The following is a 25,002-nucleotide window of genomic DNA, read 5'->3' on the forward strand; positions in this document are numbered from 1 at the left end:
CGATCATGAAATGCTGTTCCCGCGCCCGTCCTCGTGTACGACCCCGCGCGGCCGGCCGCTCAGTCTCCGAGCACGGCCAGGTCGTCGGCCGTCAGCCGGATCCGTCCCGCCGCCATGTTCTCCTCCAGGTGGTCGAGGGAACCCGTGCCGGGGATGGCGAGCAGCGCGGGCGAGCTCGCCAGCAGCCAGGCGAGCGCGACCTGCGCGGTCGTGGCCCCGTGGCGGGCCGTGACCGTCGCCAACGCCGTCGCGTCGATCGGCCGGTGTCCGCCGCCGAGCGGGAAGAAGGGCACGAAGGCGATCCCGTCCTTCTCACACCGCGCCATGAGTTCGACGTCACCCCGGTCGTGTACGTGGAAGTTGTTCTGCACGGCCACCACAGGGGCGATCGCCCGCGCCTCGGCCAGCTGTGCGGCGTCGACGTTGCTGACGCCCAGATGCCGGATCAGCCCCTCCGCGCGCAGCTCGGCGAGGGCCGCGAACCGGTCGGCGACCGACGCGCCGCCCGGGGCGCCCATGCCGCCCACTCGCAGGTACACGAGGTCGAGCCGGTCGACGCCGAGAGTGCGCAGGTTGTCCTCCACCAGGCCACGCAACCGGGCCGGACCGGCCTCGCCGCTCGGAATGCCGTCGGAGCCGAGCAACGGCCCGACCTTCGTCGCGATCACCAGGTCGTCCGCGTACGGCGCGAGCGCCGCGCGGATCAGCTCGTTGGCCACCACCCCCTCCCGCCGGTAGAACCACGCCGTGTCGATGTGGTTCACACCGAGCTCGACGGCCCGGCGCAGCACCGCGATGCCCGTCTCCGGGTCGCGTACGGGCCCCTGGAAGGTGCCGGCGGGGAGCCGCATGGCGCCGAAACCGAGCCGCCGGACCGGCAGGTCTCCCCCGAGAAGGAACTCGCCGGCACGCGCGGCGGGGGTCACGGAGTCTGAGTTCGTGTCGCTCGTCATGCCGGTCAGCCTCGCGCGGACGAGGAGGCGGGCCAACGCGATGGCAGCAAGCTGCCACACCTCCACAGGCCGACATAATGAACGGGTGACAGCCGATCAGGTCATCACCGTCCGCGGCGACGCGGAACTCGTCGCCCGGGCCGGTCACCTGTTCTCCGGCGTCCGGCGCGAGTTCGTGTGCGCGGCTCGCGATCTCGACACGTGGTCCCAGCCCGAGGCGCGGCAGGCCGTCGGCGACCGGATCCGTGAGAACGGCACGGCGGCCTTCACGGTCCGCAAGCTTCTCACCCCGGCCGCCCTCGCCGACGAGGCCGGGCGGCTGCACCTTCACCAGGTCGCGGCACAGGGCGCCCAGGTGCGGATCAGCTCGGCGCCGCTTCCCCACGAGACGATCATCATCGACCGGCGGGTGATGATCCTCGCCGGGCGCGACGCTCCGGGCCCCCGCGAGTTCACGGTAACCACCTCGCCCGTCCTGGTCGACGGCGTGTACGCGCTGTTCCGGGCCGCCTGGGAGACCGCCACCGACCTTTCCGCCTATCTGCGCGGCGACGCGCCGCACCTCGACGCCGACAGCCGGGCCGTCCTCCGGGCTCTCGGCGCGGGGTACACCGACGAGACCGCGGCTCGGCGTCTCGGCCTCTCGTTGCGCACCTACCGGAGGCGGGTCGCCGAGCTCATGGCCATGCTGGAGGCCGATTCCCGGTTCCAGGCCGGACTGCGCGCGGGCGGCCTCGGCCTCACCGGATAGCGGCCGGCCGCTCAGGGGCCGGCCTTCATGTGGCCCCGTCCGTGCCCGGCTTCCCCTGTTCTCCGCTCCAGGTCAGGCCGTCGGCCCGGGCCCGCGAGGCGGTGCGGTCACTCGCCGGTCGCGCCGTCGATGCGCTCGCGCAGCAGGTCCGCGTGACCGTTGTGCCGGGCGTACTCCTCGATCATGTGGACGAGGATCCACCGATGCGAGCAGTCCTGGCCGTGACGCTGCCGCTTGCCCACCGCGTCGAGCGGCACCCGCGCCGACACCGCGCGGGCCCGCTCGATCTCGGCCTGCCACGTGGCGAACGCCTCCTCGGCCGACGCGCTTTCCAGGTCGTCGAAGTCGGCGTCCCGGTTGACGTCCTTGCCGTACAGCAAGGGGACGTCCTCACCCGCGAGAATCCGTCGGAACCAGACCCGCTCCACATGGGCCATGTGACGGACCAGGCCGAGCAGCGACATGCTCGACGGCGGCGTGGAGCGCTCCCGGAGCTGCTCCTCGGACAGGCCCGCGCACTTGACGGCGAGAGTGCCGCGATGCCAGTCGAGCCAGTTGTTCAGCATGGTCCGCTCGTCGCCGACGAAAGGCGGAGGAACGCGGTTATCGGTCATGCCCGGCACCGTATCCCGGGACCGCGCCACGACGTTTGTCGGCAGTGTCTGTTCGCCGCGCTCCGCTCGGCGGGTCGGGGCGTCGACGTCGGGCCACTCGCGGCCCGGATTATTCGATGGCTTGGGGTGTTCCCGCTCTCGTACAGTCACCGGGGATCACGGGGAGTCGGCGGCGGGAGCGAGATCATGCGAGTGCACTACCCTCGCACCCCGCACCTGCCCTGGTCGCCGGGCGCGACGGCGGACGACGTGCGGGCGGGCGGGCTTTCCGGCCTGGTGGGCCGGGAGGTCGTCGTCACCGAGAAGCTCGACGGCGAGAACACCACGATGTACGCCGACGGAGTGCACGCCCGGTCGCTGGACTCCGCGCACCACCCGTCACGCGCCTGGGTCAAGGCCCTGCACGGCCGGATCGCCCGTTCCATCCCTCCGGGGTGGCGGGTGTGCGGGGAGAACCTCTACGCCAGGCACTCGGTCGAGTACCCGGACCTGGAGAGCTGGTTCTACGCCTTCTCCGTCTGGGACGGCGACCACTGCCTGGCCTGGGACCCGACCGTGCGCTTCGCCCGGCGGCTGGGCGTCCCGGTCCCTCCCGTGTTGTGGCGCGGCGTCTTCGACGAGCGCGCGCTGCGGGCCCTGCGCCTCGACACCGCCCGGTGCGAGGGATACGTGGTGCGGACCGTCGAGGGGTTCCGGCGGCAGGAGTTCGCCCACCGCGTGGCCAAGTGGGTGCGTCCCGCACATGTGCGTACGGGCGAGCACTGGATGCTCGCGCCCGTCGTCGCCAACGGGCTGGGGCCCGCCGCCGCCCTGTGGGAGGTCCGTTCGGGGTCCGTCGCCGACGTGCCGTCGCTCCTCACGGCGCTGGGGATGACCGCCGCCGCCCTGCACGACCCGTTCACGCCGGGGCCCGCCCGGCAGGAGCCCGACGGCCCCGACTCCCCGGGTCCGGAGGCGTTTCCCCCCGCCGATCCGGGCCGCACCTCGCCGCCGGCGACCGCACCGCGATCCCCAGCCGTGTCCTTCGTGCGCTCGGCCGTGCGGGACGCGGCCGTCGTCGAACGCGCCGAGACGGCGGTCGCGGAGGTCACCGCCCGGCTCGACGTGCTCGGCCGTACGGGGGACGCCCGGCTCGCAGGGGTGCTGGCGGCGCTGTTCGGCCGTACGCGGCGCGCGTGGCTGGCGCCCCGGCTGGTGGCCCCGCTCGGCATGGGGCTCGCCCGGCGGGTCGCCGACCTCGTCGGCCTGCACGCCCGCCTGCGCGACCCCTTCCCGGACGAGCGGCGCCGACCCGGTCTGGTACGGCTCGCGGAGGCGGCGGATCTGGGCGTTCTGCACGCGGTCGCCGCCGCCCTCGCCGGGAGCCCGGACGACGGCCACGCCGAGGCGCGGGAGCAGATCGCCTGGTCGGAGCTCCACGCCGAGGACGCCGGACTGCTCGGGGAGGAGCCGTTGCGCCCGCTGGGCGAGGGCCTGCGGGCGGCGCTCGGCGGCTGTGACCCGGACGTGGCGGACCGCTGCTGGGCCGAGGCCCGGGACGCGTACGCGCGGGGCGGCATCGCCACCCCTGAGGAAGCCGTGGCGTCGAGCTGGCGGTGGCGGTCGGGACGGTTTCCCCGGCTGGTCGTCATGGTGGGGCCGTCCGGCAGCGGGAAGAGCACCCTCGCCGGGGAGATCGCGGACGCCGCCGACGCCGGTGCCGTCGTCTCCCTCGACGATCTGCGCGCGGCCCGTGGATCGCGGTCGGACCAGCGGGCGAATCCCGAGATCCTCACCGAGGGGTTGCGCCGGCTCGACACCCTCCTGTCCCATGGAGGCACGATTGTCTGGGACGCCACCTCCCTGAACCGGCGGCAGCGCGGTCTTGTGCACGCGGTCGCCCGCCGCCGCGACGCGCTGACGACGCACGCGGTCATGCTCGTCACCGGGGAGGAGCTCGCCCGGCGCAACGCCGTACGGGCGGACCGGGTGCCACCCGAGGTGCTGGCGGCGCAGACGCGGCGCTTCGATCCGCCCTTCCCGTGGGAGGCGCACCGCACCTGGTACGCCGGGCCGGACGGGCGCGTCCACGACACCGCCGGAACTCTCGGGAGTACGGACTGAGCCGATGCGAACGAGCGAGGAGATCTACCACCGGGTCCGCTGGGATCCGCGCTTCGATCCGGCGCGTTTCGTGCTGGGGATCAACGTGCGCGGCGCCGCGCCCAAGCGGCTGCCGCTGCCCGATTTCGTCCCCGGAGGCGACATCCCCTGGCATCGGATCATGTTCGTCGAGGCGGACGGCGAGACGGTCTGGGACCGCGCGTCGGGTGTGGACCGCCTGGACGAGACCCGGGCCGGCCGGGTGCGCGAGCCGCGCAGGCTGCGTGAGCCGTCCTTCACCGCGTGCGCGCCGTTCGCGTGGGACCCGCTGACCGGGTGGCGCCCGGCGCCCGCCCCGCCGGCCGGAGGAACCCCCCTGGCTGCCGGTCGCGGTACGGCGCTGCGCGTGCTGACGTGGAACACGCTGTGGGACCGCTACGACAGCGGGCGGATCGACACGGCTCGGCGCAGGCCGCTGCTGATTGAGGAGCTGGAACGGGCCGACGCCGACGTCATCGCGCTCCAGGAGGTCGAGGCCGGGCTGCTCGGCCTGCTGCTGCGGGCGCCGTGGGTGCGCTCCGCGTACACGCTGGGCTCGGATCCGAACGGCCGGGACATCGACGACTCCGGCCTGCTCCTGCTCAGCCGCCTGCCGGTGCGGGAGGCGGCCCGGCACGCGCTGGGCCCGCACAAGGCCGTCGCCGCCGTCACGGTGGAGTGCGGCGCGGGGCCGGTCGTCGTGGCGGCCACCCATCTCACCAGTGACCACGCGGAGGACGGCCCGGCCCGGCGCGAGACCGAGCTGGCCCGGCTCGCCGAGGCGCTGCGCGGCGTTGAGGGCGACGTCGTCCTGCTGGGCGACTTCAACGACGGCGGAAACACCCCCGCCGAGGTGCTCGGCCTGCGCGACGCCTGGTCGGAGGTACACGGGCGCGACGACCGGACGCCGACCTTCGATCCGCGCGCGAATCCGCTGGCGGCCGTCTCCTCGCTGTCCGGCCGCGCGTCCCGGCTCGATCGTGTACTGCTGGGCGGCCACGGGCCGCACGCCGTCACGGCCGAGCTGCGGGGCGACTCCCCCGCGACGCCGGACGGCCTGTTCGTGTCCGACCATTACGGCGTCGCCGTGGAACTCCTCGTCGGCGAGGACGGGACCGGACGGCCGGGCACACTCGACGCCGCGCCCACAACGCGTACGGCGGTGGCGTGGATCCCGCCGGAGGATCTCCGGCCCGCGATCCAGGAGATCCGGCGCGAGCACGATCCCAAGGCCGGCAGGTGGCCGCCGCATGTCACGCTGATGTTCGGGTTCGTACCCGAGTCCTCCTTCGAGGAGGCGGCCCCTCTGCTGTCGGCCGCGGCCGCCGCAAGCGCCCCGTTCACCGCGCTGCTCCAGGGGGTGCGTGCGTTCGCCCATCGTGACGGGTCCACGGTGTGGCTGGATCCGGCGGCCGCCGGGCGGGAGCCGTGGGCGGAGTTGCGCGGCGCGCTGGAGCGCGCGTTCCCCCGCTGTCGTGGCCGTGCCCGGGACTTCACGCCGCATCTCACCCTCGGACGGGCGCGAGATCCGGAAGCGCTCGTCACCGGCTGGGAGGCGCGGCTGGGCGCGCGCCGGGCCCGCGTCGGCGAGCTGGTCCTGCTGTCCCGCCGGGGTGACGAGCCCATGCGGCCCCGGGCGACAGTCGCGCTGGGGAGCGGCGAGGTCCGCTGGCTCGGCGAGGAGTCGTACGGGATCGAGGGGCCTGCCGCGCCGGACGACGCGGCGGCGGGACGCGTCCTTGAGCGGCTGCGCGAGGCACTGGCCGGTGGAGTCCCCGACGACCAGGGTGTGCGACGCGTCGTGGAGCGGCTGCGCGAGGCACTGGCCGACGGGGTGGTCCACGTCACCGGGTCGCGGCGGCTGGAGTGCGCGCTGCCCGGCGCGGACCTCGACCTCGTCGCGGCGCTGCCGGGCGCGGTCGATCTCGCGGACGTCCGGGCCCGCGTGGCGGCGGCCCTGCCGGAGACGACGGGGATACGGCGGGTCGTCGGCGCCCGGGTCCCCGGGCTGCGGCTGCGGACCGCCGGCCTGGACGTGGATCTGGTCATCGTCGCCACCGGAGAGCGGGATCCCGCCGAGGCGGTGTCCCGTCGCGCCGAGCTGGGCGAGGCGGCGGCCGTCGCGCTCAGCGCGATCAGCGACGCGGACGCCGTGCTCGCGGCGGTCCGCGGCGACGCCGCGCGCTTTGCCCGGTTCGTCCGGCTGGCCCGTCAGGTGAAGGCGTGGGCGGCGGCGCGCGGGCTCGACTCGGCGCCGTTCGGAGGGCTTCCCGGCCTGGCCTGGGCCGTACTGGCCGCCCGGACGGTGCGGGAGGCGCGGGACGTGCCCGACGACCGGTTGCTCGGCCACTTCTTCGGGACGTGGGCGGCCTGGGACTGGCGGCGGCCGATCCACCTCGGGCCGGAAAGCCACTCCTCCGATTCCGCCTCCGCCGCGAGCCCGTACGGGACCGCGGCCCGGCATCCGGGCGAGGCGCGGGACGAGCCTCCGGGCGGGACGCCGCACCTCCCGGTCGCCGAGACGGCAGACGACCTCCCGAACGAGTCGCCACGGCCCCCGGCCGACACATCGGCGGACGTACTCCCGGGCGAAGCGCCGCAGCTCGCGGCCGACACATCGGCGGACGTACTCCCGGGCGAAGCGCCGCGGCTCGCGGCCGACACATCGCCGGACGTACTCCCGGGCGATACGCCGCAGCTCGCGGCTGAGGCGTCGGCGGACGAGAACGTGGACGCAGCGGTACGGATCATGACGCCGACGGCGCCGGTCCGGCTGTGCAGCGGGCAGGTCGGCCCGGGATGGCGCGACCTGCTGACCCGGGAGCTGTACGACGCCTGGGAGGTCACGGAGGCGGCGGTGGACGCCGGTCGCGACCCCCTGCCGGACCTGCTGTCGCCCCCGCCGCTCCATCGGCGGCACGCCGCGTGGGCGGTCGTGACCGTACGAGCGGTGCGCGGGGAGGATTTCGGCGTGACGCTGGGGCGGGTCCGGGGCCGGATGCGCGCACTGCTCACCGCCCTGGAACGGGCAGGAGTGGGCGACGTCCACGCCTGGCCCCGGCCGTTCGAGCCGGGAGCGGGGCGGGTGTGCTTCGCCATCGGGCTGGGCCGTACGCCGCCGGACGCGGGCGCGCTCGCGAAGGTCGCGGATCCGTGGGCGGCCGGGCTACCCGGGACCGGTGTGCGATGGGCCGAGTGCGGCGCGGTCCCGACGCTGCGCTGAGCGAGCCCGCGCGCGACGAGCGGGGACGACGGATCGGGCGGCCCTCACCGGCTGAGGAGCTCCACCGACCGGGCGGCGGCGTGGAGGAAGACCGGGTCGCCGGTGTGCGCGTGCTGGCGCAGCGCCGCCTCGGTCAGCTTGATGGCGTGGGCGTCGCCGGTCTCGGCGGCCCGCCCGGCCAGTTCGCCCGGCGCGGAGGGGGCGTCGTCCGGCAGCGGCTCGACCGTCCCCCGGTAGGCGAACCCGCTGTACAGGGCGGCGGCCACCTGCCAGAGCGCGTCGTAGGTGGGACGCCACAACTCGACCGGCAGGTGGTGCAGCACCGACGACACGGCCACCGGCGCGGTCACCGCGTGGATGAAGTCGATCGGCGCGTGTCTGCCGTGGGTCAGGAACACCCGGGCGAACACCCGGGTCAGCTCGGTCAGGTCGGCGGCGACGTCCCCGGGCGGCCGCAGCGAGGACACGACTCCGGCGAACTCCGGCAGGTCCCGCAGGTGCGCGAGGTGCGCGACGATGAGGCCGGTCGGCGCCAGCTCCAGGATGGGCAGGACGGCGACGGCCTGTTCGAGCGTCCGCACGCCGCCGGTGAGGGGCCGGCCCGGCAGCTCGACGTATCCGGCCGACCAGTACGCCAGGGCCCGGGCCAGCTCGGCGAGCCTGGGCGGGGTCTCCCGCTCGGCCAGCGCCCTGACGGCCTGCGCGGTGCGGATCACGCCGTGCGTGGCCCCGGCGGCCATGCCGGGGGTGAGCCGAGGCCACCACTCGGCCAGGACCTCGCGCCAGGGAGCCTCGGCCAGGCGCTCGGTGAAGTAGTCGGTCCAGTCGCCGATCCGGTGCCACCGTCCGAGCGCCGCCCGCCAGTCGGCGATGCGCTCGCCGCCGCGGGGACCGTCTTCGAGCCGGGGCAGATAGCCGGAGACCCAGCCGGGGATCGCGTCCGCCGCGCCCAGCCGTACCAGGGCCTCGGCCACCATCGGGCCGTGGTTGGACAGGCCGCCGCGGAACTCGGGGCCGGTGGGCGCGAGCCGTGTGAACGCCTCGTCGAGCTGATCCATATCGCTCCCCCTCTATATAGACTAAAGACTATATAGCTCGGAGACGATATCCTGTCCACCGTGGACATCGAGGTGCTCCGGGCGCTGGCCCATCCGGTTCGGCTCGGGATCGTGCGCAGGCTCGCGATCGAGCCCGACACGTGCGCGTGCGACTTCACCGACGAGTTCGCGGTGAGCCAGCCGACGATCTCCGCGCACCTCAAGGTGCTGCGCGAGGCCGGGCTGGTGCGTACGCGACGCGAGGGCACCACCATCTGCTATTCACTGGTGCCGGAAACCCTGGCCGGGCTCGCGACCGAGCTGCTGCGGCTGGCCGAACCGCAGGTCCCTGCGGTCACGGCCCCCTGACCGCCTCTCCGCGCCGAGATCAGGCGGGGCGGGACCCGCCCGCCGAGCGGCGCCGACCGTCTCATGGCGAGACGCGCGACCGTACGGCGAGACCGTCGAGGTGGGCGGCGGCCACCCTCTTGGGCACGACCATGCGCCACGCGTCGACGACGATCTCCCGCATCTCGTCCTCGTCGATCGCGGCCGTCGTCAGCTCGACCCAGTTGTACCGCTGGTCGGACGGGCGCGGCAGGTGGAACTTCTCCGGCTCGGCCGCGATCAGCGCGGCGCGCTCCTCCTTGGGAAAGGCGAACCCCATCGTCGTCTCGTCCCGCGAGAACGCCAGGTAGACGATCGGGCCCACCCGGAACTTGATCCGGTCCCTGATCAGGTGCTCGGTGGTACGCGGCAGCGTCAGCGCCACCCGGCGCACGTCCTCGACAGTGATCATCGGTGAACCGCCCTTCCTCTGGCCCGCGCTCCCCCATCATCGACGACCGACCGCGGGACCGCCCCGCCGTCGACCGACCCCGTACGGATCAGATGGGGGCCGTGAAGCGACCGTGATCGCGACCGCCGGCTCCCCCGCCAAGCTCGACTTCGTCCGCGCGCCCGCCGCGCCGACGCCGCCCGGCCGTACGGCGACCCGCCCTAAGGGGACGGCGGGCCGGGGCCGATCTCCGGACGCGGGTCCAGGCCGGACTCGGCGATGCGCTCGCGGAACGGCTTGCGCCGCAGCGCCCGTACGGTCTCGGCCAGTAGGTCGGCGAGGGGCATCGGCAGCTCGGCGTCCAGCCCCCGGGTGGCGGCCGTGCTCGCGGCCCACTCCGCCTCGATGACCGGCAGCGTCTCGCGGGCCCGGTCGGTGAGGCGGACGATCCGCCGGCGGGCGTCGGCGCCGGGTGCGAGCGTGACCAGGCCGGAGCGCGCCATCTGCGCCACGGTCTGGCTGGCCGCCGAGTGGGTCACCCCGACCTTCCCGGCCAGCTCGCGGATCGACGCCGGGCCGTCCGCCACCAGCGCCCGGACGTACGGCGAGAAGCGGGGCCGGTAGTCGGGCAGGCCCAGTTCGTCGTACAGCTTGGCCACATCGCCGTCGAGCAGTTCGAGCACGTGGCGCAGCAGCGTCCCGAGGGCGACGCGTTCCGGCATGATCTCCACACGGGATAACGTAACAGCGCTGTCATAATTTTCCCGAGGAAAGGGTGTCGAATGGGCCTCTATCCCGAGATCGAGCCGTACGAGAGCGGCATGCTGGACGTGGGCGACGGCCACCTCGTCCACTGGGAGACCTGCGGCACCCCCGAGGGGAAGCCCGCCGTCGTGCTGCACGGCGGGCCCGGGTCCGGCTGCACCCCGGGGTGGCGGCGCTACTTCGATCCGGAGGCGTACCGGATCGTGCTGTTCGACCAGCGCGGCTGCGGGCGCAGCACACCGCGCGCCGACGCCCCGGACGCCGACCTGTCCACCAACACGACCGCGCATCTTCTGGCCGACATCGAACGGCTGCGCGCGCACCTGACGATCGACCGCTGGCTGGTCTTCGGCGGATCGTGGGGCTCGACGCTCGGGCTGGCGTACGCCGAGGCGCACCCCGAACGCGTCTCGGAGCTGGTCCTGTTCAGCGTCGTGACGACCTCGCGCCGGGAGGTCGAGTGGGTGACCCGTGCCATGGGCCGGGTCTTCCCCGAGGAGTGGGAGAGCTTCCGGGACGGCGTCCCCGAGGCCGACCGCGACGGCGACCTCGCCGCGGCGTACAGCAGGCTGCTGCACGACCCCGACCCCGCCGTACGCGACAAGGCGGCCAGGGACTGGTGCGCCTGGGAGGACACCCACGTCGCCACCGCGAGGGACCACCGGCCCGACCCGCGCTACGAGGACCCGGCGTTCCGGATGCTCTTCGCCCGCCTGGTCACGCACTACTGGTCGAACGCCGCGTGGCTGGAGGAGGGCGCCCTCCTCCGGGACGCGGACCGCCTGGCCGGCATCCCGGGGGTCCTGGTCCACGGCCGGCTCGACATCAGCGGACCGCCCGACATCGCCTGGCGGCTCGCCCGCGCCTGGCCGGACGCGACGCTCGTCCTCGTGGACGACGCGGCGCACGGCGCCCGCCACTCCGGGGTCGCGGACGCCCTCGTCGCCGCGACCGACCGCTTCGCCGCGCCCGCGCCGTGACCGGGGACGACCGCCCGGGCGGTGCTCCCGGCGGGCGGTCTCGGGCCGGACACCCCCGTGGTGACCGGAGACGCGACCGCCCGGCCCGGGCTCGCGACGGGCGGTCGTCGCCGGACATTCCGTACCGGCCCGTCACACGGTGGTCATCGGCTTCCCGTGACGAAGCCGGGTCACGCGCCGCCGGAACGCGACCCGGGCCGCGGGCGGAGGAGCCCGGCCCGGGAGCGGATGGCGGCGGTGGCGGCGTTCAGCTCCCGTTCGTCGCCGATGGTCACGTTGCCCTCGTACGTCACCCCGGCGGGCGGGTCGTCGTGCCCCACCGGGTCGGCGTCCCAGAAGTTCCCCCGGTAGACCACGTTCTCCAGCGGCGGCGCCACCGTCAGGACGCCCGTGTTGTCCGCCCGCGCCACGACGTTGCCCTCCAGGATCACCCACGAGGCGCCGTAGTCGGTGTAGAGCCCGAAGTTGTACGCCGTGCGCGTGTCCTCGATGACGTTGCCCCGCACCAGAGCACCGTCGTCCGCCGAGGTCCCCTGGGCTCCGGCCAGGTAGATCCCGCCCCCGTCGGCGAGCACTCCATGGTGTCCACGGTGAGGTTGCCCAGGACCCGCGCCCCCTCTCCCGTCCCGAGCACGATGCCGCAGTGGGGCACGTCCACGATCTCGTTCCGCGCGATCGTGCACCTCCGCGTGCCCATCACCGAGATGCCCGGGGACCCGCTGTAGTCGAGCCCGACATGACGCACCCAGGTGTCCTCGATCGCGACGTCCCGGCCGCCCGACACGGAGACGCCGCCGCCCGACAGGGTGTCGAGGTCGCAGCCCCTGACCGCGACCCCGGCGCCGCGGGACACGCCGAGCCCGGACGCCCCGAGCCGGGTGAACCTGCAGTTCTCGACCTCCACCCCTGCCACGTCCTCCAACGTCACGCACGCCGGGATCGACGCCGACGCGGTCGGGTACGTCACCGAGGCCCCCTCCCCGATGACGGCCGTCTCGACGCCGCCGCCCTCGTAGTAGCCGCTGCCGTGATAGTGCAGGAAGCCCTCGGGACGGCCGGGCCGCAACCAGGTGGCGTCGGCGAAGACCAGCCCCCGGAACGACATGTTCCGCGTCCCCACGGCTCTGACGAGCGTCTCCAGAACCGGCGCGACCACCTCGGCGCGTTCGGGATCCTCGCCCGGGAGGGGCAGGTAGCGCAGGACGTGCCGCCCGGGACGCGAGCGGTCCAGCACGAACGTGCCCGGTTCCCGGAGGAAGGAGGCGTCGTTCTCGATCCGCGTGGGCAGCCCGAGCCCGCTGTGCGTCTGCCCGTCCCACGTGGAGTTGTACAGCTCGGCGGCCCAGGTGAACGCCGGCTGCGCCATGGTGATGACCGTGCTGTCGCCGTCGGCCGAGACGCCGGCCACCCCGCAGCGGGCCTCGGTCCACGGGTAGACGCCCCGGTAGACGAACTCGACGTCACCCGGGCTCCACCACCCGCGCGGGTCCACGCTGTCCGTGACGTAACCCGTGACGGTTCTGGTCGCGTCGCCGGGCAGGCCCGGGACGCCGGCGCGGAGTGCCCGGCGGCCGTCCACGTAGAGCTGGCGGAAGTCGAGGTCGCCGACGTCGGCGGTCCACACGCCGTCCCGCACGCGCCAGTCCCCGACCCGGCGGCCGCCACTCACCACGGCCTCCTCCTGATCGGAGGTGCCGTAGCCGTACACCTGGTAGACCACCCCGGAGTCGGCCTCGGTGAGCTCCAGCGGCGCGGACAACACGTGGGTGCCCGCCCTGAGATGCACGACGACGTCCCCGGACGCCTCGCGGGCCGCGGACCGGGCGCGTTCGAGCGTGGCGAAGGGACGCTCGGCCGAGCCCGGCCAGGCGTCGTCGCCGGACGGGCCTACCGCAGGCGCCGGCCGGGCTGACGGTCCGCTCAGCAGCACCTCGCGCCGGGAGCCGCGTTCCGCCGGTCGGTGCGCAGCCGTTCGTACTCACGACGGGAGAGCAGCGGCATGTGAGGGTGGGCCCGATGCCGGTCGAGGTACCGCTCGTACTCGCTCGCGCCGGTGATCTCGCGGACGTACCACCGGACGAAGCGCAGCAGGGATCGCGGCGTCACGGCGCCTCCGCCGTGCCGGTCCCCGCCCTGCCGGTCTCCGCCTCGCCACCGTCGAGGTCCCCCGCGCGCGGCCCCTCGGCCGTGCCCGCAGAACCCGACCCGCTCCCGTCCCTGCCCGCCGGGGCCGAGGCCGGGACCGCTCCCGCGTACGCCGGCTCGCGGCGCTCGGCGGCGGAGGCGAACAGCCCGGACGGCACGACGATGGCGGACTCGACGTACGGCGCCTCCGCTGTCGGCAGCGGCTCCCGGGAGCGTACGGCCCGCAGGCACACGACCACGGCGTTGCCGATGACCAGGAGGACGAGCGCCGCGAACATCGCCGCGAGCACGCCGTCCACGGTGGAGTTCACGACGACGGTGTGCATCTGGTCGAGGTTCTTCGCCGGGGCGAGCACCTTGCCCGCCGCGAGCGCGTCCGCGTACCGGTCCCGCTGCGCGAAGAAGCCGATCTTGGGGTCGTCGTCGAAGACCTTCTGCCAGCTCGCGGTCAGCGTCACCGCCGCGTCCCACGCCAGCGGGATGCCGGTGACCCACGCCCACCGGAGCCTGCCCGACTTGATCAGGATCGTGGTGCAGAGGGTCAGCGCGATGGCGGCGAGCAACTGGTTCGCGATGCCGAACAGCGGGAAGAGCTGGTTGATGCCGCCCAGCGGGTCGCTGACGCCGGTGTAGAGGAAGTAGCCCCAGGCGAACACGACCAGCGCGCTGGTGCCCCACAGTCCGGGCTTCCAGCTCACCCGCCCGATCGGCTTCCAGATGTTGCCGAGCGTGTCCTGCAGCATGAACCGGCCGACGCGGGTGCCCGCGTCCACGGTGGTCAGGATGAACAGCGCCTCGAACATGATCGCGAAGTGGTACCAGAACGCCTTGAACCCCGACCCGCCGAAGATCCCCGACAGGATCTCCGAGATCCCGACGGCGAGTGTGGGCGCGCCGCCGGTGCGTGCGATCACCGTCTGCTCCTGGACCGCCGCGGCGGCGGCCCGCAGGTCGTCCGGGGTGATGACGAAGCCCAGCTCGCCCACGGCGGCCGCCGCGCTCTCGGCGGTGGTGCCGAGCAGCCCGGCGGGCGCGTTCATCGCGTAGTAGAGGCCGGGTTCGAGCACGGACGCGGCGATGAGCGCCATGACGGCGACGAACGACTCCATGAGCATCGCGCCGTATCCGATCAGCCGGACCTGCGACTCCTTCTGGATCATCTTGGGAGTGGTGCCGGACGCGATGAGCGCGTGGAAGCCCGACAGCGCCCCGCAGGCGATGGTGATGAACACGAACGGGAAGAGGGAGCCGGCGAAGACGGGCCCGTCGCCGTCGAGCGCGAAGGACGTGACGGCCTCGTTGCGCAGGTGCGGCGCCGCGACGAGCACGCCGACGGCCAGCAGCCCGATGGTCCCGACCTTCATGAACGTCGACAGGTAGTCGCGGGGCGCGAGCAGCAGCCAGACCGGGAGCACCGACGCGAAGAACCCGTACACCACGAGGCAGATGACGAGGGTGCGCGGGCTGAGCGTGAACGCGTCGGCCAGCGGCGAGCCCTCGATCCAGCCGCCGCCCGCGATGGCGAGCAGGAGCAGCGCCACGCCGATCACCGTGGTCTCCATGACCCGGCCGGGACGCAGAACCCGCAGGTAGAAGCCCATGAAGAGCGCGATGGGGATGGTCATCGCGATGGAGAACGTCCCCCAGGGAGAGGCGGCGAGGGCGTTCACCACCACCAGGGCGAGCACCCCGAGCAGGATGATCATGATGGAGAAGACCGCGAGCAGCGCGGCGGCGCCGCCGACCGGGCCCATCTCCTCCCGGACCATCTGGCCGAGGCTCTTGCCGTCGCGGCGCATCGAGAAGAACAGGGTCACCATGTCCTGGACCGCGCCGGCCAGGATGACCCCGGCGATGATCCAGATGGTCCCGGGCAGGTAGCCCATCTGCGCGGCGAGGACCGGTCCGACGAGCGGCCCCGCCCCGGCGATGGCGGCGAAGTGGTGGCCGAGCAGCACCCGGCGGTCGGTCGGGTGGAAGTCGACGCCGTTGTCCAGCCGTTCGGCCGGAGTGGCCCGGCGGTCGTCCACGCCGAGCACGCGGCGGGCGATGAAGCGGGAGTAGAAGCGGTAGGCGATCGCGTACGAGCCGACGGCGGCGGCCACCAGCCAGATCGCCGAGATCCTCTCGCCCCGGGACAGGGCGAGGACACCCCAGGCCACCGCGCCCACCACCGCGACGGCGGCCCATATGAGGATCGATCTGGGCGTCGCCTTCACGCCACCGGAGCTGATTCTGGACATGGATGATCCTCCTGAAATCAGGGCAGGACTGAGCGTCACGGGATTGCCGGAAAGGTCGGCTCGGACTCTCCAGCGAGTCGGTAGCCGTGTTACCCGCGACGCGCGCCGCCCATTACGGCGTTTCGGACGGCGCGTGACGCTTTCACGATGTGCGCGTATTCCCGCCATGCCCGCACCGCACAACGCCGGCACCACAGGAAACGCTCATCGTTTGTTACAGGCGGCCGCCACCGCGCCTGTCGCGATCACCCTTGGCGCCCTGATCACGGTGCCCTTCAGGGGGACGATCACGTCGCAGCGCGTACGCGGTGGCCATGAACACGACACTCCCCGGCACCCGGGCAAGCTGATATCAGAAGAAAAACCGCATTTCGCCCAAATGCGGCGCATCGTGGGGATACCACGGCACCCAGAGGCGCCGCGCGGCCATGGCGCTGCCCGCCCGGACGGCGGTGCTGGCGATGTTCGCCCTACTCGGCGTCGCCGCTTTGGCGGCCGGGGTGCAGGCTCCGCCCGGCAGCGCGCAGGCCGCCGTCCCGCTGCTCGTGAAGGAGCTGACGCCGGCCGCCCTGACCGGCCTCGTCTTCGGCGCGCTCACCGTGGGAGCGCTGGTCCCGGCCGCGGTCATGTCGGTCGCGGTGGCGACCACGTTCGTGCGCGACATCTACGTCGAGTGCTTCCATCCGACGGCCACGCCGAAGCACCAGAGGCGGACCGCGCAGGCCGTCTCGCTCACCGCCAAGATCGGCGCGGTCGTCTTCGTGTTCGGGCTGCGCGACCAGGACGCCATCAATCTGCAACTGCTCGGCGGCGTCTGGATCCTGCAGATCTTCCCCGCCGTCGCGCTCGGTCTGTTCACCCGGCGGCTCCACCGGCGGGCGCTGCTCGCCGGATGGGGCGCGGGCATGGCGGCGGGCACGCTCATGGTCGTGTAAAGCGGCTTCTCGTCGCTGGTGCCCATCGGCCTGGGCGGCCAAGGGGTGCAGGCGTCGAAACGCTCGCCAACGGGGTGCGGCGGGCCCCCGGACGCGTACCGGCGGGTCCGGGGCGAGTGGCGGCGCCGCGAGCGCAGGCGCCGCCTCGTCCTGGCCTGCCTGGTGGTGCTCGTGTTCACCGTCGCCGACGTCGCGGGCCTGTGGGCGCTCAACCAGGCGCGCAACCAGCCGCACATCGTCTTCAACGATCCCACCCCGGTCCCGCGGCACCCGTGACGTCCCGCGTCGCCGAGGCGTTCCGCGCGCCTCCGAAGGTCACACTGCGCCATGACGGGATGACCGCCGACTGACGGGGCGCCGGGACGGGGCCGGACCGGCGCGAGAGCCGCCTCCCCGCCCCGGCGGCATCCGCCCGGGGATCAGGTCCAGTTACGCAGCCGGATCGAGAGCATGCAGTTGTTGGACGTGGCCTCGAGCCGGTAGTAGTGACTGGGATTGAGGCTGTAGACCTTGAAGGTCGTGCTGCTGGTCGACAGGTACTTCGTGCCCCCTGCCGAGCGGGTCCAGTTGTTCGTGACGTCGTACAGGTCCCACCTGACATGGCAGATCGCCGAGCCGCTGGGGTTGAGCTTGACCTCGAGCCACTTCTCCGAGCTGTGCGGCTCCAGCGACCCCGTCGTGCACGAGACCAACGGCGGAGCGTTGTTGCAGGTGCGAGTGCCGTACGGCTCCGCCGAAGCCGGTCCGGTGACCAGCATGGTCGTCCCCAGGAACGCGGCCGCCATGGTGCCGGCCGCCGCGAGCCGTCGGAACGGCTTGGGTGCTTCGGTCCTGCGTGTGGTCACTTCGTCTCCTTGCTCATGGTGAGGGTTCGGCGCTTCTCCGATGCGGGGCCGTGCCTCATCAGGTGTGCCTGACGAGGCAGGCGGCCCTGCTCGGAACGTCCGAGGGGACATCGAGCCGAGTCCCGTTCGTCCCTCAGCCGGGACGAAGCCGGGAGCGCTCGGGTCGAGCTTCCGGCAGGTCCGTATGCGGGGCGTATATGGGGCGTATAGCGATCCCGGCGGGGCCGAGGAGTAAAACCGCAGTGACACCAGGCCGGCGGACGTGGCGCATCCACTCGTCTCAGTCCGCCACCGACTGATCACGATCTCGGCGAATGGGATTCGTCGACTGTTCGCGCCGCTGACCCGGCCCCCGCTAGACGAGCCGCATATCCAGCGTTGTCCACGGTGGCGGCTACGCCACCAGAGCCAAGCGCGGCGATCCCACTGCCAGCGGCGACGCATTGAAGATCGCTGAGTGCGAGTGGAGTACTAGCGGCGGTAGTAGTACGCCGCCGTGTAGCCCATGTTTCCTCTGATGCTGACATTTCGGCAGTTCTTCTGGGTGAAGAGTGACCCGCCCTGGTTGGAGCCGCGGAATTTGACGATCCACCCGGGCGAGTCCCAGGTCACCGACTCGACGATGGCGATGTGTCCGTAGCGCGGATAGTAGGTGTCCTTCCACACGGCTACGTCGCCTTTCCTGGGCGCCATGCCGTACCCGACATACTTGAACCCGTTCTGCTTCAGGATGCCCCCCATGTCGGTGGCGTTCCTCATCTGTCCGGTCAGGCCGTAGTACCGCTGCACGAACGCGACGCACTGGCAATCCGAGGCGGCCGCCGCACTGACGTCCGACTCGTCGACGACGTCGGCGCCGACCCCGGCAGCCGGTCCGATGTCGTCGCCCTCGACCGGGGCGATGGTCCGGGCGCCGTGAGCGCCGGTGCCGGCGGTCGCCGGTTGACCGAGCTGCGCGAACACCAGTCCGAACGCGATCGTCAGCACCGCGGTGCGCGGCAGAAGGCCGGGACGGATTCTCGATGACGAACCGCCGCTGCGGGTCACTGCCATAAGAGTATTTCTCCCTACAAAGCTTGGAATGATCATGACCGGCGAAACGGTATCAGCGATATATATAGTTCTCGCATAGAAAGCACCCTTTTGAGCGCCTGACAGCTTCCGGACAGTCAGCGACATAATCTGACAAAGAATCCGGAAGAGGTAGATACGTGATGAAATGTCGCAGCCAGGTGGGCCGCCTGGAATTCGGCCACCGACCACCGGCACCCGGCGCCGGCGGCGGGCCAGGCGCCCGGCGAACTGCCGCGGTCGGCGACGAGGTCAGGCCGTGGCGCACCCTGGCGGAGGCCATGCCTGTCCGCGCTTTCGGGCGGCCCTTCAGGCGATCCGGACACCGGGCCTCGAACGTCGATTACGCCGGAGCCCCGCCGCATGAGGTTACGGAAACGCCATATCACGAAAAACGGCGCACCCTTACGTGGCTTCCCATGAATATCTGGCAAGCGGGACTTTAGCGGTTAAAAATCGAAATGTGGTGAACAGGCGGGCGGAGAACACGGAGCACGACGACGAGATCGACCTCCTCGTGCGGTACTTCTGCTCGGACGAGCGGACCTGCGCGTACGGCCCCTACGTTCAGGCGGGACCTCCCGGGCGTCCCCTGGGCGGCGAGGAGCTGATCCCGGGACGGCTCCGCCGCTATCGCCTGGTCGACCGCGACCGGCTGAGGGTGGACCTGCACGTGTACGCCGGGCTGGCCGACATCGGCGGCCTGCTGTGGGAGCAGGAGGTCAAGGTGCTGCTCCGGCTGGGCGCCTCCGGCCTGCACGGCCTCCCGGAGATCCTGGGCGGCGGCTACGAGTCGCCGGAGGCGACGGCGCGAGCGGGATCGCGGATCGGCGGAGTGGCGTTCATCGCCACGCGCGGGTCGGGGAACACGCTCGCCGACCCCGGCGCGGCCGGTTTCATGCGCGAGCACCCCATGCTCGCGCTGACCCAGTTCGGGCGGCTCGCCGACGCGCTCGCCGAGCTCCACGACCTCGGCGTGCAGCACCGCAACCTCACCCCCTCCACGGTCGAGGCCGATCTGTCGGACGAGCGCTCCCCCCGCCTGTGGATCGCCCGGTTCGAGATGAGCGCCCTGATCGGCAATCTCTTCCGGCACAACCTGGACTCCGGCGCCGGCCGGTCCGAGCTTCGCCGGCTCCTGCTCGGCTCCGCTCCGTCCCCGCGCGCTCTCGCGTACCACCCTCCCGAGCGTGTGCGCTTCCTCTTCCCCGCCGACGACGAGGAGCGGCTCTTCGAGAGCCCCACCTCCGACGTGTACGGCCTCGCCGCGACGGTCGCCGAATGGTTCTGCGCTCCGTCATGGCTGGAAGAGGGCTCCCTGGCCGGCCTCTCCGCCGGGGAGGTGCGAGAACGTCACAAGGACGCGCGGGCCGAGATGGTGCGGCGGCTGGCGTCCTCCCCCGGCGTGCCCACCCGGCTGGCCGACCTGCTGACGGCGATGCTCTCCGAGCGTCCGCGCGACCGGCCCACCGCCGCCGAGGTCGCGATCCGGCTGCGGCAGGACGGCGAGGCGGTCCGGCTCGCGCTGTCCGGCACCGAACGGACCCGTCCGCATCTGGTGACGCACATGCCGGACCGGTCGAACGCCACCCTCCTGCACTGGGGTTTCATCTCCCAGCCCGCGGGCACCGCGCACGGCCGGGACGAGCTGGCCGAGTTCATCGTGGACGACCTGCGCAACGCGGTGCTGCTCCACTCCCCCAGGGGCGCCGAGCCGTTCACCGAGCACGGCGACGCCGCCGACCGCGCCGCCTGCCGGCACGTGCTGCTCGGCAAGAACATCGCCTGGTTCTGCCGGGGCTTCCAGCGCAGGACCTGGGGCAGGCTGGGCCCGCCCCTCCCCGAGGCCCTCGTGATCAAGTACGTCGCCCGCCGCCACCATTCCTCGGCACGGCGACGGCTGGAGGACCTGCTCGCCCAGTCGCCGTACGCGCCGGAGATCGCGGCGATCGACACGGTCGCCTTCGACGTGGCGGACGAGGTCATGGACGAGGAGCTGCGCGACCGGCCGTCCTGGCAGCCGCTGCTCGACCAGCTCGACCTCCCCGCGCAGGAGTCGGAGCAGGACCTGGAGTACGGCAGGGCGCTGGACTGGATGCTGCAGTACCAGGGCGCCGAGCTGCGCGCCCGGACGTACGCGTTCACCCGGGTCGAGGGCGCCGCGGAGCTGACCGTCGAGTGGGACGGCCCCCGGGACAAGGCGCTGATCGACCGGGAGACCCTGCTGCGCAAGTTCGCCGACTCCCCGCGGCTGCGGCCCGCCTTCGGCGACTTCTTCGGCAACCTGGAGGACGAGGAGGGCGACGCCCTGGTCGAGGTGCTCGACGACGACAGGGGCGCGCCGTCGTGGTCGGGCCCGCGCTCGGAGTGGATCGTTCAGCGCCGGGCCGGCGAGGACCGGGTCACCCTCCGCCGCTCCGCCCGCGGCGGCGGGAGGCTGCCCCGCAGGGGATGGATCAGGCCGGTCGGCGACCGGGGGACGATGACCGCGCTGCGCCGCCAGACCGCCGCCAGGTCGGAGCTGGTGGGCGCCCGGGGACTGCTGCGCCAGCTCCGCTCCCCCGGCTCGGTCAAGCACATCGCGTCCCGGTGGCGCGGAGCGGGGGCCGAGCTGCGCGGGGAGGACGCGCCGGAGATCGTCCGCGCCATGCTGACGTACCGGCCGTTCTTCGCCGTGCAGGGGCCGCCGGGGACGGGCAAGACGACGGTCGCGGCCGAGGCCGTACGGGCGTACCTCGCCGACGACCCCACCGCCCGGGTGCTCGTCTCGGCCCAGTCGAACCACGCCCTGGACAACCTGGCGCGACGCATCCTGCGCCGGGTCGGCGCCATGAACGGCGACGGCACGCCGAGCGAGGACTGGCCGGGCGTCGCGCTGCGGATCACCTCGCAGAGCGGCGCCAGGCCCGACCCGTCGATGGAGTCGTGGACCGAGGAACGGCTCGGCGAGCGGGAGGCCGCGCGGGTCCGGGCCGGCGTACGGCGCAGGCTGGAGGACGGCGTCGGCAGCGAGGCGCTGCGCGACGCGCTGGAACGGTGGAGCAGGCTGCTCGACCCCTCCGGGGAGGAGAACGTGCAGCTCGAACTGGGCGACCGGCTCAGGCGGGCCGCGAACCTCGTCTTCGCCACCTGCGCCACCGCGACCGCCGAGGCCGTCACCAGCGGCGGCACGCGCGGCAGGTTCGACTGGGTGATCGTGGAGGAGGCGGCCAAGGCGTGGCCGACCGAGCTCGCGATGCCGCTGGTCAGAGGCACCGGCTGGACCCTGATCGGTGATCACCGCCAGCTCGGCGCGCACCGCCGCCAGGACTTCGAGACCTTCCTCAACGACTGCAACGGCGACCGCAACGAGGAGATCGCCCAGCTCTACCGGGAGCGGGAGAACCTGCTCAGGGCCTTCGACACCTTCCGCAACCTGTTCGGGGAGCTGGACGAGACGGACCCGGCCCCGGCGGTCAAGGAGCGGCTGCCGCTGCGCAGGCTGTCGACCCAGTTCCGTATGCGGGAGCCGATCGCCGAGGTGGTCAGCCGGGTCTTCTACCCGAAGCCGGGCGGCCCCGTGGACGAGAACGGCCTGCCGAGGGGCGGCCTGTCCACCGCCGAGGGCATCGGCCCGCTGGCGCTGCGGCGGCCGGAGCGGCTCGCGGGCGAGTCGCTCGTCTGGCTCGACACCGGTGACATCCCCGACTGCGCGGACGTGCCGCGCTGGAGCAATCCCGGCGAGGCCAGGGTGGTGGACGCGCTGGTCAAGCGGCTCAGACCGGCGCCGGCGGCGTACCGGGACGGGTACAGCGGCGAGCCGCTCGCGGTGCTCACGCCGTACCGGCAGCAGGTCGACGAGCTGCGCCAGTACGCGGGCGTGCGCGACCACCTGTCCACCGTCCACGCGTTCCAGGGACGCGAGGCGGACATCGTGGTGGTCTCGCTGGTCCGTTCCACGGTTCGCAACCCGAACGGGAGCGTGCTGAGCAGCCTCGGGCACCTGGCCGAACCCAACCTGATCAACGTGATGATGTCCCGGGCGAGAAAGCTGCTGATCATGGTGGGCGACTTCGACCACTTCGCCGGGGCGGGGGCCGAGGTGGAGTTCTGGGGCCTGCTCTGCCGCGCGATCCGGATCTACGGCTCCGTCATCCCCGCGGGCGAGGTGATCGGCGCATGAGCAACCGTTCCGGGCCGACCGTCACCGTCTACGTGCCGTGCGACGTGGGGAGTGTCCGCGTGCGCACCGGTTTCGGCGACAGCCTGTCGCCGATGGAGGAAAGCGTCCTGCGTGTCATCGCCGCGCTGTCCGACCGCGACGGCGGCGGGCCGGCCGGCATCGACGACGTGGCCGCCCTGCTCGGCCTCGGCCGCAGGGTGACCCTCGACCTGATCCACGACCTGTGGCGGTACGGCTACCTCACGGTCGACTTCGCGAACGGCTCGATCGACCTGACGGCGGGGGTCAGGCGGCGGCTGGCCGGCGGTCTCCTGCGCGACCTGGCCAGCGCGGAGTCGGAGGAGCACACGGTCGAGCTGATGATCGAACGGCTCACCGGCCACGTGATGCCGAGCGCCGGCCCACGCGCCCCACGCCAGCCGCGGTTCGCGGTCAACCAGGCCGGGACCGACATCACGCTCGGCACGGCGCCGCGCGCGGAGTTGCTGCACGCGGTCGACGCATGGCTGCGCCGCCGGGACGACGGCGACAGGGGCGGCGAGGGCGAGACGTCGGCCGAGATCACCACGGCCAGGGGCGGCGGAGGCCGCCCCCGGCACATCCTCTCCGTCCGCCCCTTGCAGGAGGACCAGGGGGCGGACTCCCGGCGACGCTGGTACGCGCTGGACGTACGCCCCCAGCTCGACCCGGACACCGGCGCGGTGGTCGTCACCGTGGTGGACCGGCACTTCCCGCCCGCGCGCCGGGGCCTCGCCTCGGCCCGCCTCACCCGGATCGTGGCGGATTACCCCAACGACGGCCTGAGCAGGCAGCTCCGCGAGGTCGCGAGCGAGCGGGCGAGCGACGCCTCGCCGATCGAGGAGGCGATCGGCGCGCTCGCCGACGACGTCGCCCGGCTCGAACGTGTCCCCGCCGCCCAGCGCCGCGCCAAGCACCTGGAGCTGGCCGACGACGCCCGGCGTGTCGCGGCCATGCTCGATCACCGCGCCGACAGGGAGGTCGAGCACCGGGTCGTGATCGGCGCGTCCGAGCACGCCGCGGTCCTGGCCGATCTCGTCGACGACGCCAGGACCCAGATCGTCATCGCCGTTCCGTGGGTGAGATACGCCGCGCTGCAGGCGGTGGAGCCCCGGCTGCGCCGCGCCGTGAAGCGCGGCGTCCAGGTCGTCCTCGTCTGGGGCATCGCGCACCGCTCCCGGCTGGACGTCCAGGTGGAGTCGGCGATCGACAGCCTGACCCGGGAGCGGGGCCGCGCGCCCGCGCTGGTGCCGAGGGTGTCGGCGCGCACGCACGCGAAGGTCGTCGTCTGCGACGACCGCCGAGCGCTGGTCACGAGCTGGAACGCGCTCAGCGCCCGCGGCGACGACCACGAGATCGGCCTCCTGCTGTCCGCGCCCGGCGGCGGGCCCGGCGAGGCCGTGCGCGACCTGCTCGGCTGGATCAGGACGACCGTCCCCGAAGGGCCGCTCAGCCGGATGGTGCTCCAGCAGCGCGACCAGTTCGCGGACACCGCCGACCAGCACGACGAGGACAGGGTCGCGCCCGTGGCGGCCGACCCGTTCCCGCCGCCCGTGCCGCCGCCCGACGCGCTTCCGGGAGAGGACGCGGAAGAACGGACGCGCGGCGCCGTACGAGCCTGGGCGCTGGCCTGGGCGGAGCACGCGGACCGGCTGCGGCGGCGGCTCACCGGGCGTTCCCTCGCCTCGGCAATGATCGTGGAGGACGGCGAGCACCGCGAGCTGCTGTGGCGCGCGCTGCGGGTGGCCGAGCGCCGCCTCGTGATCTCCTCCCACGAGGTCGGCGACGAGGTGCTGGACCGGCGCATGGCCGAAGCGCTGGACAGGTGCCTGCGGCGCGGGGTCGAGGTGACCGTGTCGTACGGCAGGCCGGCCGCGCAGGGGGGCGCGGCGGCGGCGCTGCTGCGCGACCTGGCCGACCGGTATCCGGGGCGGATGCGGCTGCGGGTCGGCGGCATCCACGCGAAGGTGCTGGTCTGGGACGACGACGCGGTCGTCGGCAGCTTCAACTACCTCTCGTACGCCGGGCACGGCGCGCTCGGCGGGCGGCATCTCCAGCGTTCCGAGCTGAGCGTCAGGCTGACCGGGGCGGCGATCGCGGACGAGGTGGCGGCGGCGGCCGGCGCGCCCGTCCCCGCGGCCGGCACGCTCCCCCGCGCCGGCGGCGGCCCGGAGACCGCCCCCGCGTACGACCCGGAGGTGCTGGCGGCGGCCCGCCGGATCATCGACGCGGCGGCGGGAGAGGGGGCCGGGACCGGGACGGTCGCCTCGGCCGTCGCCGCCGAGCTGGCCGCGAGCGGAGACCCGTGGGCGCTCCTGCGGACCCTCGACGACCTCGCGTCGCCGGCCGTGGTGCGGCTCC

General features: G+C 73.3%; 20 protein-coding genes. 9 read left to right on the top strand and 11 right to left on the bottom strand.

Annotated elements, in window-relative coordinates; translation table 11 throughout:
- Positions 1–59 precede the first annotated feature (59 nt).
- Positions 60–953 carry an oxidoreductase gene (locus AWQ70_RS19600; RefSeq protein ID WP_067178644.1) on the bottom strand — a complete coding sequence of 298 codons (894 nt, stop codon included), beginning with the start codon at positions 951–953 and terminating at the stop codon, positions 60–62.
- A gap of 85 nt (positions 954–1,038) precedes the next feature.
- On the opposite strand from AWQ70_RS19600, the gene AWQ70_RS19605 reads away from it, so the two are divergent.
- A complete protein-coding gene (locus tag AWQ70_RS19605; RefSeq protein WP_157530191.1) occupies positions 1,039–1,704 on the top strand; it encodes a DNA-binding response regulator in 666 nt (221 codons plus the stop codon).
- Between the two features lie 107 nt (positions 1,705–1,811).
- Here AWQ70_RS19605 and AWQ70_RS19610 read toward each other — a convergent pair whose 3' ends face one another.
- Positions 1,812–2,318, bottom strand: coding sequence for a DinB family protein (locus tag AWQ70_RS19610; protein ID WP_067178130.1), 507 nt, complete (start codon positions 2,316–2,318; stop codon positions 1,812–1,814).
- A gap of 186 nt (positions 2,319–2,504) precedes the next feature.
- On the opposite strand from AWQ70_RS19610, the gene AWQ70_RS19615 reads away from it, so the two are divergent.
- Together AWQ70_RS19615 and AWQ70_RS19620 are read left to right on the top strand one after the other, a co-directional pair.
- Complete coding sequence (locus AWQ70_RS19615; protein ID WP_067178646.1) at positions 2,505–4,421, top strand: RNA ligase family protein; 1,917 nt, start codon at positions 2,505–2,507, stop codon at positions 4,419–4,421.
- A gap of 4 nt (positions 4,422–4,425) precedes the next feature.
- Positions 4,426–7,662: a poly(A) polymerase gene (locus AWQ70_RS19620; RefSeq protein ID WP_067178131.1), complete on the top strand. Its 3,237-nt coding sequence runs from the start codon at positions 4,426–4,428 to the stop codon at positions 7,660–7,662.
- A gap of 44 nt (positions 7,663–7,706) precedes the next feature.
- Here the strand turns inward: AWQ70_RS19620 and AWQ70_RS19625 are convergent, their stop codons facing one another.
- Positions 7,707–8,720: a questin oxidase family protein gene (locus tag AWQ70_RS19625; RefSeq protein ID WP_067178132.1), complete on the bottom strand. Its 1,014-nt coding sequence runs from the start codon at positions 8,718–8,720 to the stop codon at positions 7,707–7,709.
- 60 nt (positions 8,721–8,780) lie between these two features.
- Between AWQ70_RS19625 and AWQ70_RS19630 the strand changes: the two genes are divergently transcribed.
- Positions 8,781–9,068, top strand: a complete 288-nt coding sequence (locus tag AWQ70_RS19630) for an ArsR/SmtB family transcription factor (RefSeq protein ID WP_245647048.1) — start codon at positions 8,781–8,783, stop codon at positions 9,066–9,068.
- A gap of 61 nt (positions 9,069–9,129) precedes the next feature.
- On the opposite strand, the gene AWQ70_RS19635 is transcribed toward AWQ70_RS19630, so the two are convergent.
- Both AWQ70_RS19635 and AWQ70_RS19640 read right to left on the bottom strand, forming a co-directional pair.
- A complete protein-coding gene (locus AWQ70_RS19635; protein WP_067178135.1) occupies positions 9,130–9,498 on the bottom strand; it encodes an MmcQ/YjbR family DNA-binding protein in 369 nt (122 codons plus the stop codon).
- A 200-nt stretch (positions 9,499–9,698) separates the two neighbouring features.
- Entirely contained in the window at positions 9,699–10,208 is a 510-nt protein-coding gene (locus AWQ70_RS19640) for a MarR family winged helix-turn-helix transcriptional regulator (protein ID WP_218004599.1), read from the bottom strand.
- A 51-nt stretch (positions 10,209–10,259) separates the two neighbouring features.
- Between AWQ70_RS19640 and pip the strand changes: the two genes are divergently transcribed.
- Positions 10,260–11,222: a prolyl aminopeptidase gene (pip, locus tag AWQ70_RS19645; RefSeq protein ID WP_067178136.1), complete on the top strand. Its 963-nt coding sequence runs from the start codon at positions 10,260–10,262 to the stop codon at positions 11,220–11,222.
- A 170-nt stretch (positions 11,223–11,392) separates the two neighbouring features.
- Here pip and AWQ70_RS40585 read toward each other — a convergent pair whose 3' ends face one another.
- The 4 genes from AWQ70_RS40585 to AWQ70_RS19660 are packed head-to-tail and all read right to left on the bottom strand — an operon-like array spanning position 11,393 to position 15,610.
- A complete protein-coding gene (locus AWQ70_RS40585) occupies positions 11,393–11,728 on the bottom strand; it encodes a hypothetical protein (protein WP_218004600.1) in 336 nt (111 codons plus the stop codon).
- Positions 11,650–13,152, bottom strand: coding sequence for a right-handed parallel beta-helix repeat-containing protein (locus AWQ70_RS19650; RefSeq protein WP_218004601.1), 1,503 nt, complete (start codon positions 13,150–13,152; stop codon positions 11,650–11,652). Before AWQ70_RS19650 ends, AWQ70_RS40585 begins: the two co-directional genes overlap by 79 nt.
- Positions 13,143–13,328 (bottom strand): YbdD/YjiX family protein, encoded by a 186-nt coding sequence (locus AWQ70_RS19655; protein WP_067178138.1) that lies wholly within the window; start codon positions 13,326–13,328, stop codon positions 13,143–13,145. The genes AWQ70_RS19650 and AWQ70_RS19655 overlap by 10 nt, the downstream gene beginning before the upstream one ends.
- Positions 13,325–15,610: a carbon starvation CstA family protein gene (locus AWQ70_RS19660; RefSeq protein WP_084517433.1), complete on the bottom strand. Its 2,286-nt coding sequence runs from the start codon at positions 15,608–15,610 to the stop codon at positions 13,325–13,327. The genes AWQ70_RS19655 and AWQ70_RS19660 overlap by 4 nt, the downstream gene beginning before the upstream one ends.
- Positions 15,611–16,038: 428 nt before the next feature.
- Between AWQ70_RS19660 and AWQ70_RS19665 the strand changes: the two genes are divergently transcribed.
- Complete coding sequence (locus AWQ70_RS19665) at positions 16,039–16,545, top strand: sodium:solute symporter family transporter (protein WP_157530193.1); 507 nt, start codon at positions 16,039–16,041, stop codon at positions 16,543–16,545.
- A gap of 18 nt (positions 16,546–16,563) precedes the next feature.
- A complete protein-coding gene (locus AWQ70_RS19670; protein ID WP_067178141.1) occupies positions 16,564–16,821 on the top strand; it encodes a hypothetical protein in 258 nt (85 codons plus the stop codon).
- A gap of 143 nt (positions 16,822–16,964) precedes the next feature.
- On the opposite strand, the gene AWQ70_RS19675 is transcribed toward AWQ70_RS19670, so the two are convergent.
- Together AWQ70_RS19675 and AWQ70_RS19680 are read right to left on the bottom strand one after the other, a co-directional pair.
- Positions 16,965–17,390: a hypothetical protein gene (locus tag AWQ70_RS19675; RefSeq protein ID WP_067178143.1), complete on the bottom strand. Its 426-nt coding sequence runs from the start codon at positions 17,388–17,390 to the stop codon at positions 16,965–16,967.
- A 471-nt stretch (positions 17,391–17,861) separates the two neighbouring features.
- On the bottom strand, positions 17,862–18,437 hold the full coding sequence (locus tag AWQ70_RS19680) for a CHAP domain-containing protein (protein WP_157530194.1): 576 nt from the start codon (positions 18,435–18,437) through the stop codon (positions 17,862–17,864).
- 487 nt (positions 18,438–18,924) lie between these two features.
- On the opposite strand from AWQ70_RS19680, the gene AWQ70_RS19685 reads away from it, so the two are divergent.
- Together AWQ70_RS19685 and AWQ70_RS19690 are read left to right on the top strand one after the other, a co-directional pair.
- Positions 18,925–22,623, top strand: a complete 3,699-nt coding sequence (locus AWQ70_RS19685; protein WP_157530195.1) for an AAA domain-containing protein — start codon at positions 18,925–18,927, stop codon at positions 22,621–22,623.
- Positions 22,620–25,002 (top strand): phospholipase D-like domain-containing protein (locus AWQ70_RS19690; RefSeq protein ID WP_067178148.1); only part of this gene is annotated, 2,383 nt, incomplete at its 3' end. The genes AWQ70_RS19685 and AWQ70_RS19690, both read left to right, overlap by 4 nt.

The organism is Microtetraspora niveoalba (genome assembly GCF_001570405.1).
Lineage (GTDB): Bacteria > Actinomycetota > Actinomycetes > Streptosporangiales > Streptosporangiaceae > Microtetraspora > Microtetraspora niveoalba.

Bases quoted from the DNA above. Each gene is read 5' to 3' on its own strand.
- AWQ70_RS19600 (WP_067178644.1), bottom strand. From the start codon at position 953: ATGACGAGCGACACGAACTCAGACTCCGTGACCCCCGCCGCGCGTGCC.
- AWQ70_RS19610 (WP_067178130.1), bottom strand. From the start codon at position 2,318: ATGACCGATAACCGCGTTCCTCCGCCTTTCGTCGGCGACGAGCGGACC.
- AWQ70_RS19615 (WP_067178646.1), top strand. From the start codon at position 2,505: ATGCGAGTGCACTACCCTCGCACCCCGCACCTGCCCTGGTCGCCGGGC.
- AWQ70_RS19620 (WP_067178131.1), top strand. From the start codon at position 4,426: ATGCGAACGAGCGAGGAGATCTACCACCGGGTCCGCTGGGATCCGCGC.
- AWQ70_RS19625 (WP_067178132.1), bottom strand. From the start codon at position 8,720: ATGGATCAGCTCGACGAGGCGTTCACACGGCTCGCGCCCACCGGCCCC.
- AWQ70_RS19635 (WP_067178135.1), bottom strand. From the start codon at position 9,498: ATGATCACTGTCGAGGACGTGCGCCGGGTGGCGCTGACGCTGCCGCGT.
- pip (WP_067178136.1), top strand. From the start codon at position 10,260: ATGGGCCTCTATCCCGAGATCGAGCCGTACGAGAGCGGCATGCTGGAC.
- AWQ70_RS19660 (WP_084517433.1), bottom strand. From the start codon at position 15,610: ATGTCCAGAATCAGCTCCGGTGGCGTGAAGGCGACGCCCAGATCGATC.
- AWQ70_RS19665 (WP_157530193.1), top strand. From the start codon at position 16,039: ATGGCGCTGCCCGCCCGGACGGCGGTGCTGGCGATGTTCGCCCTACTC.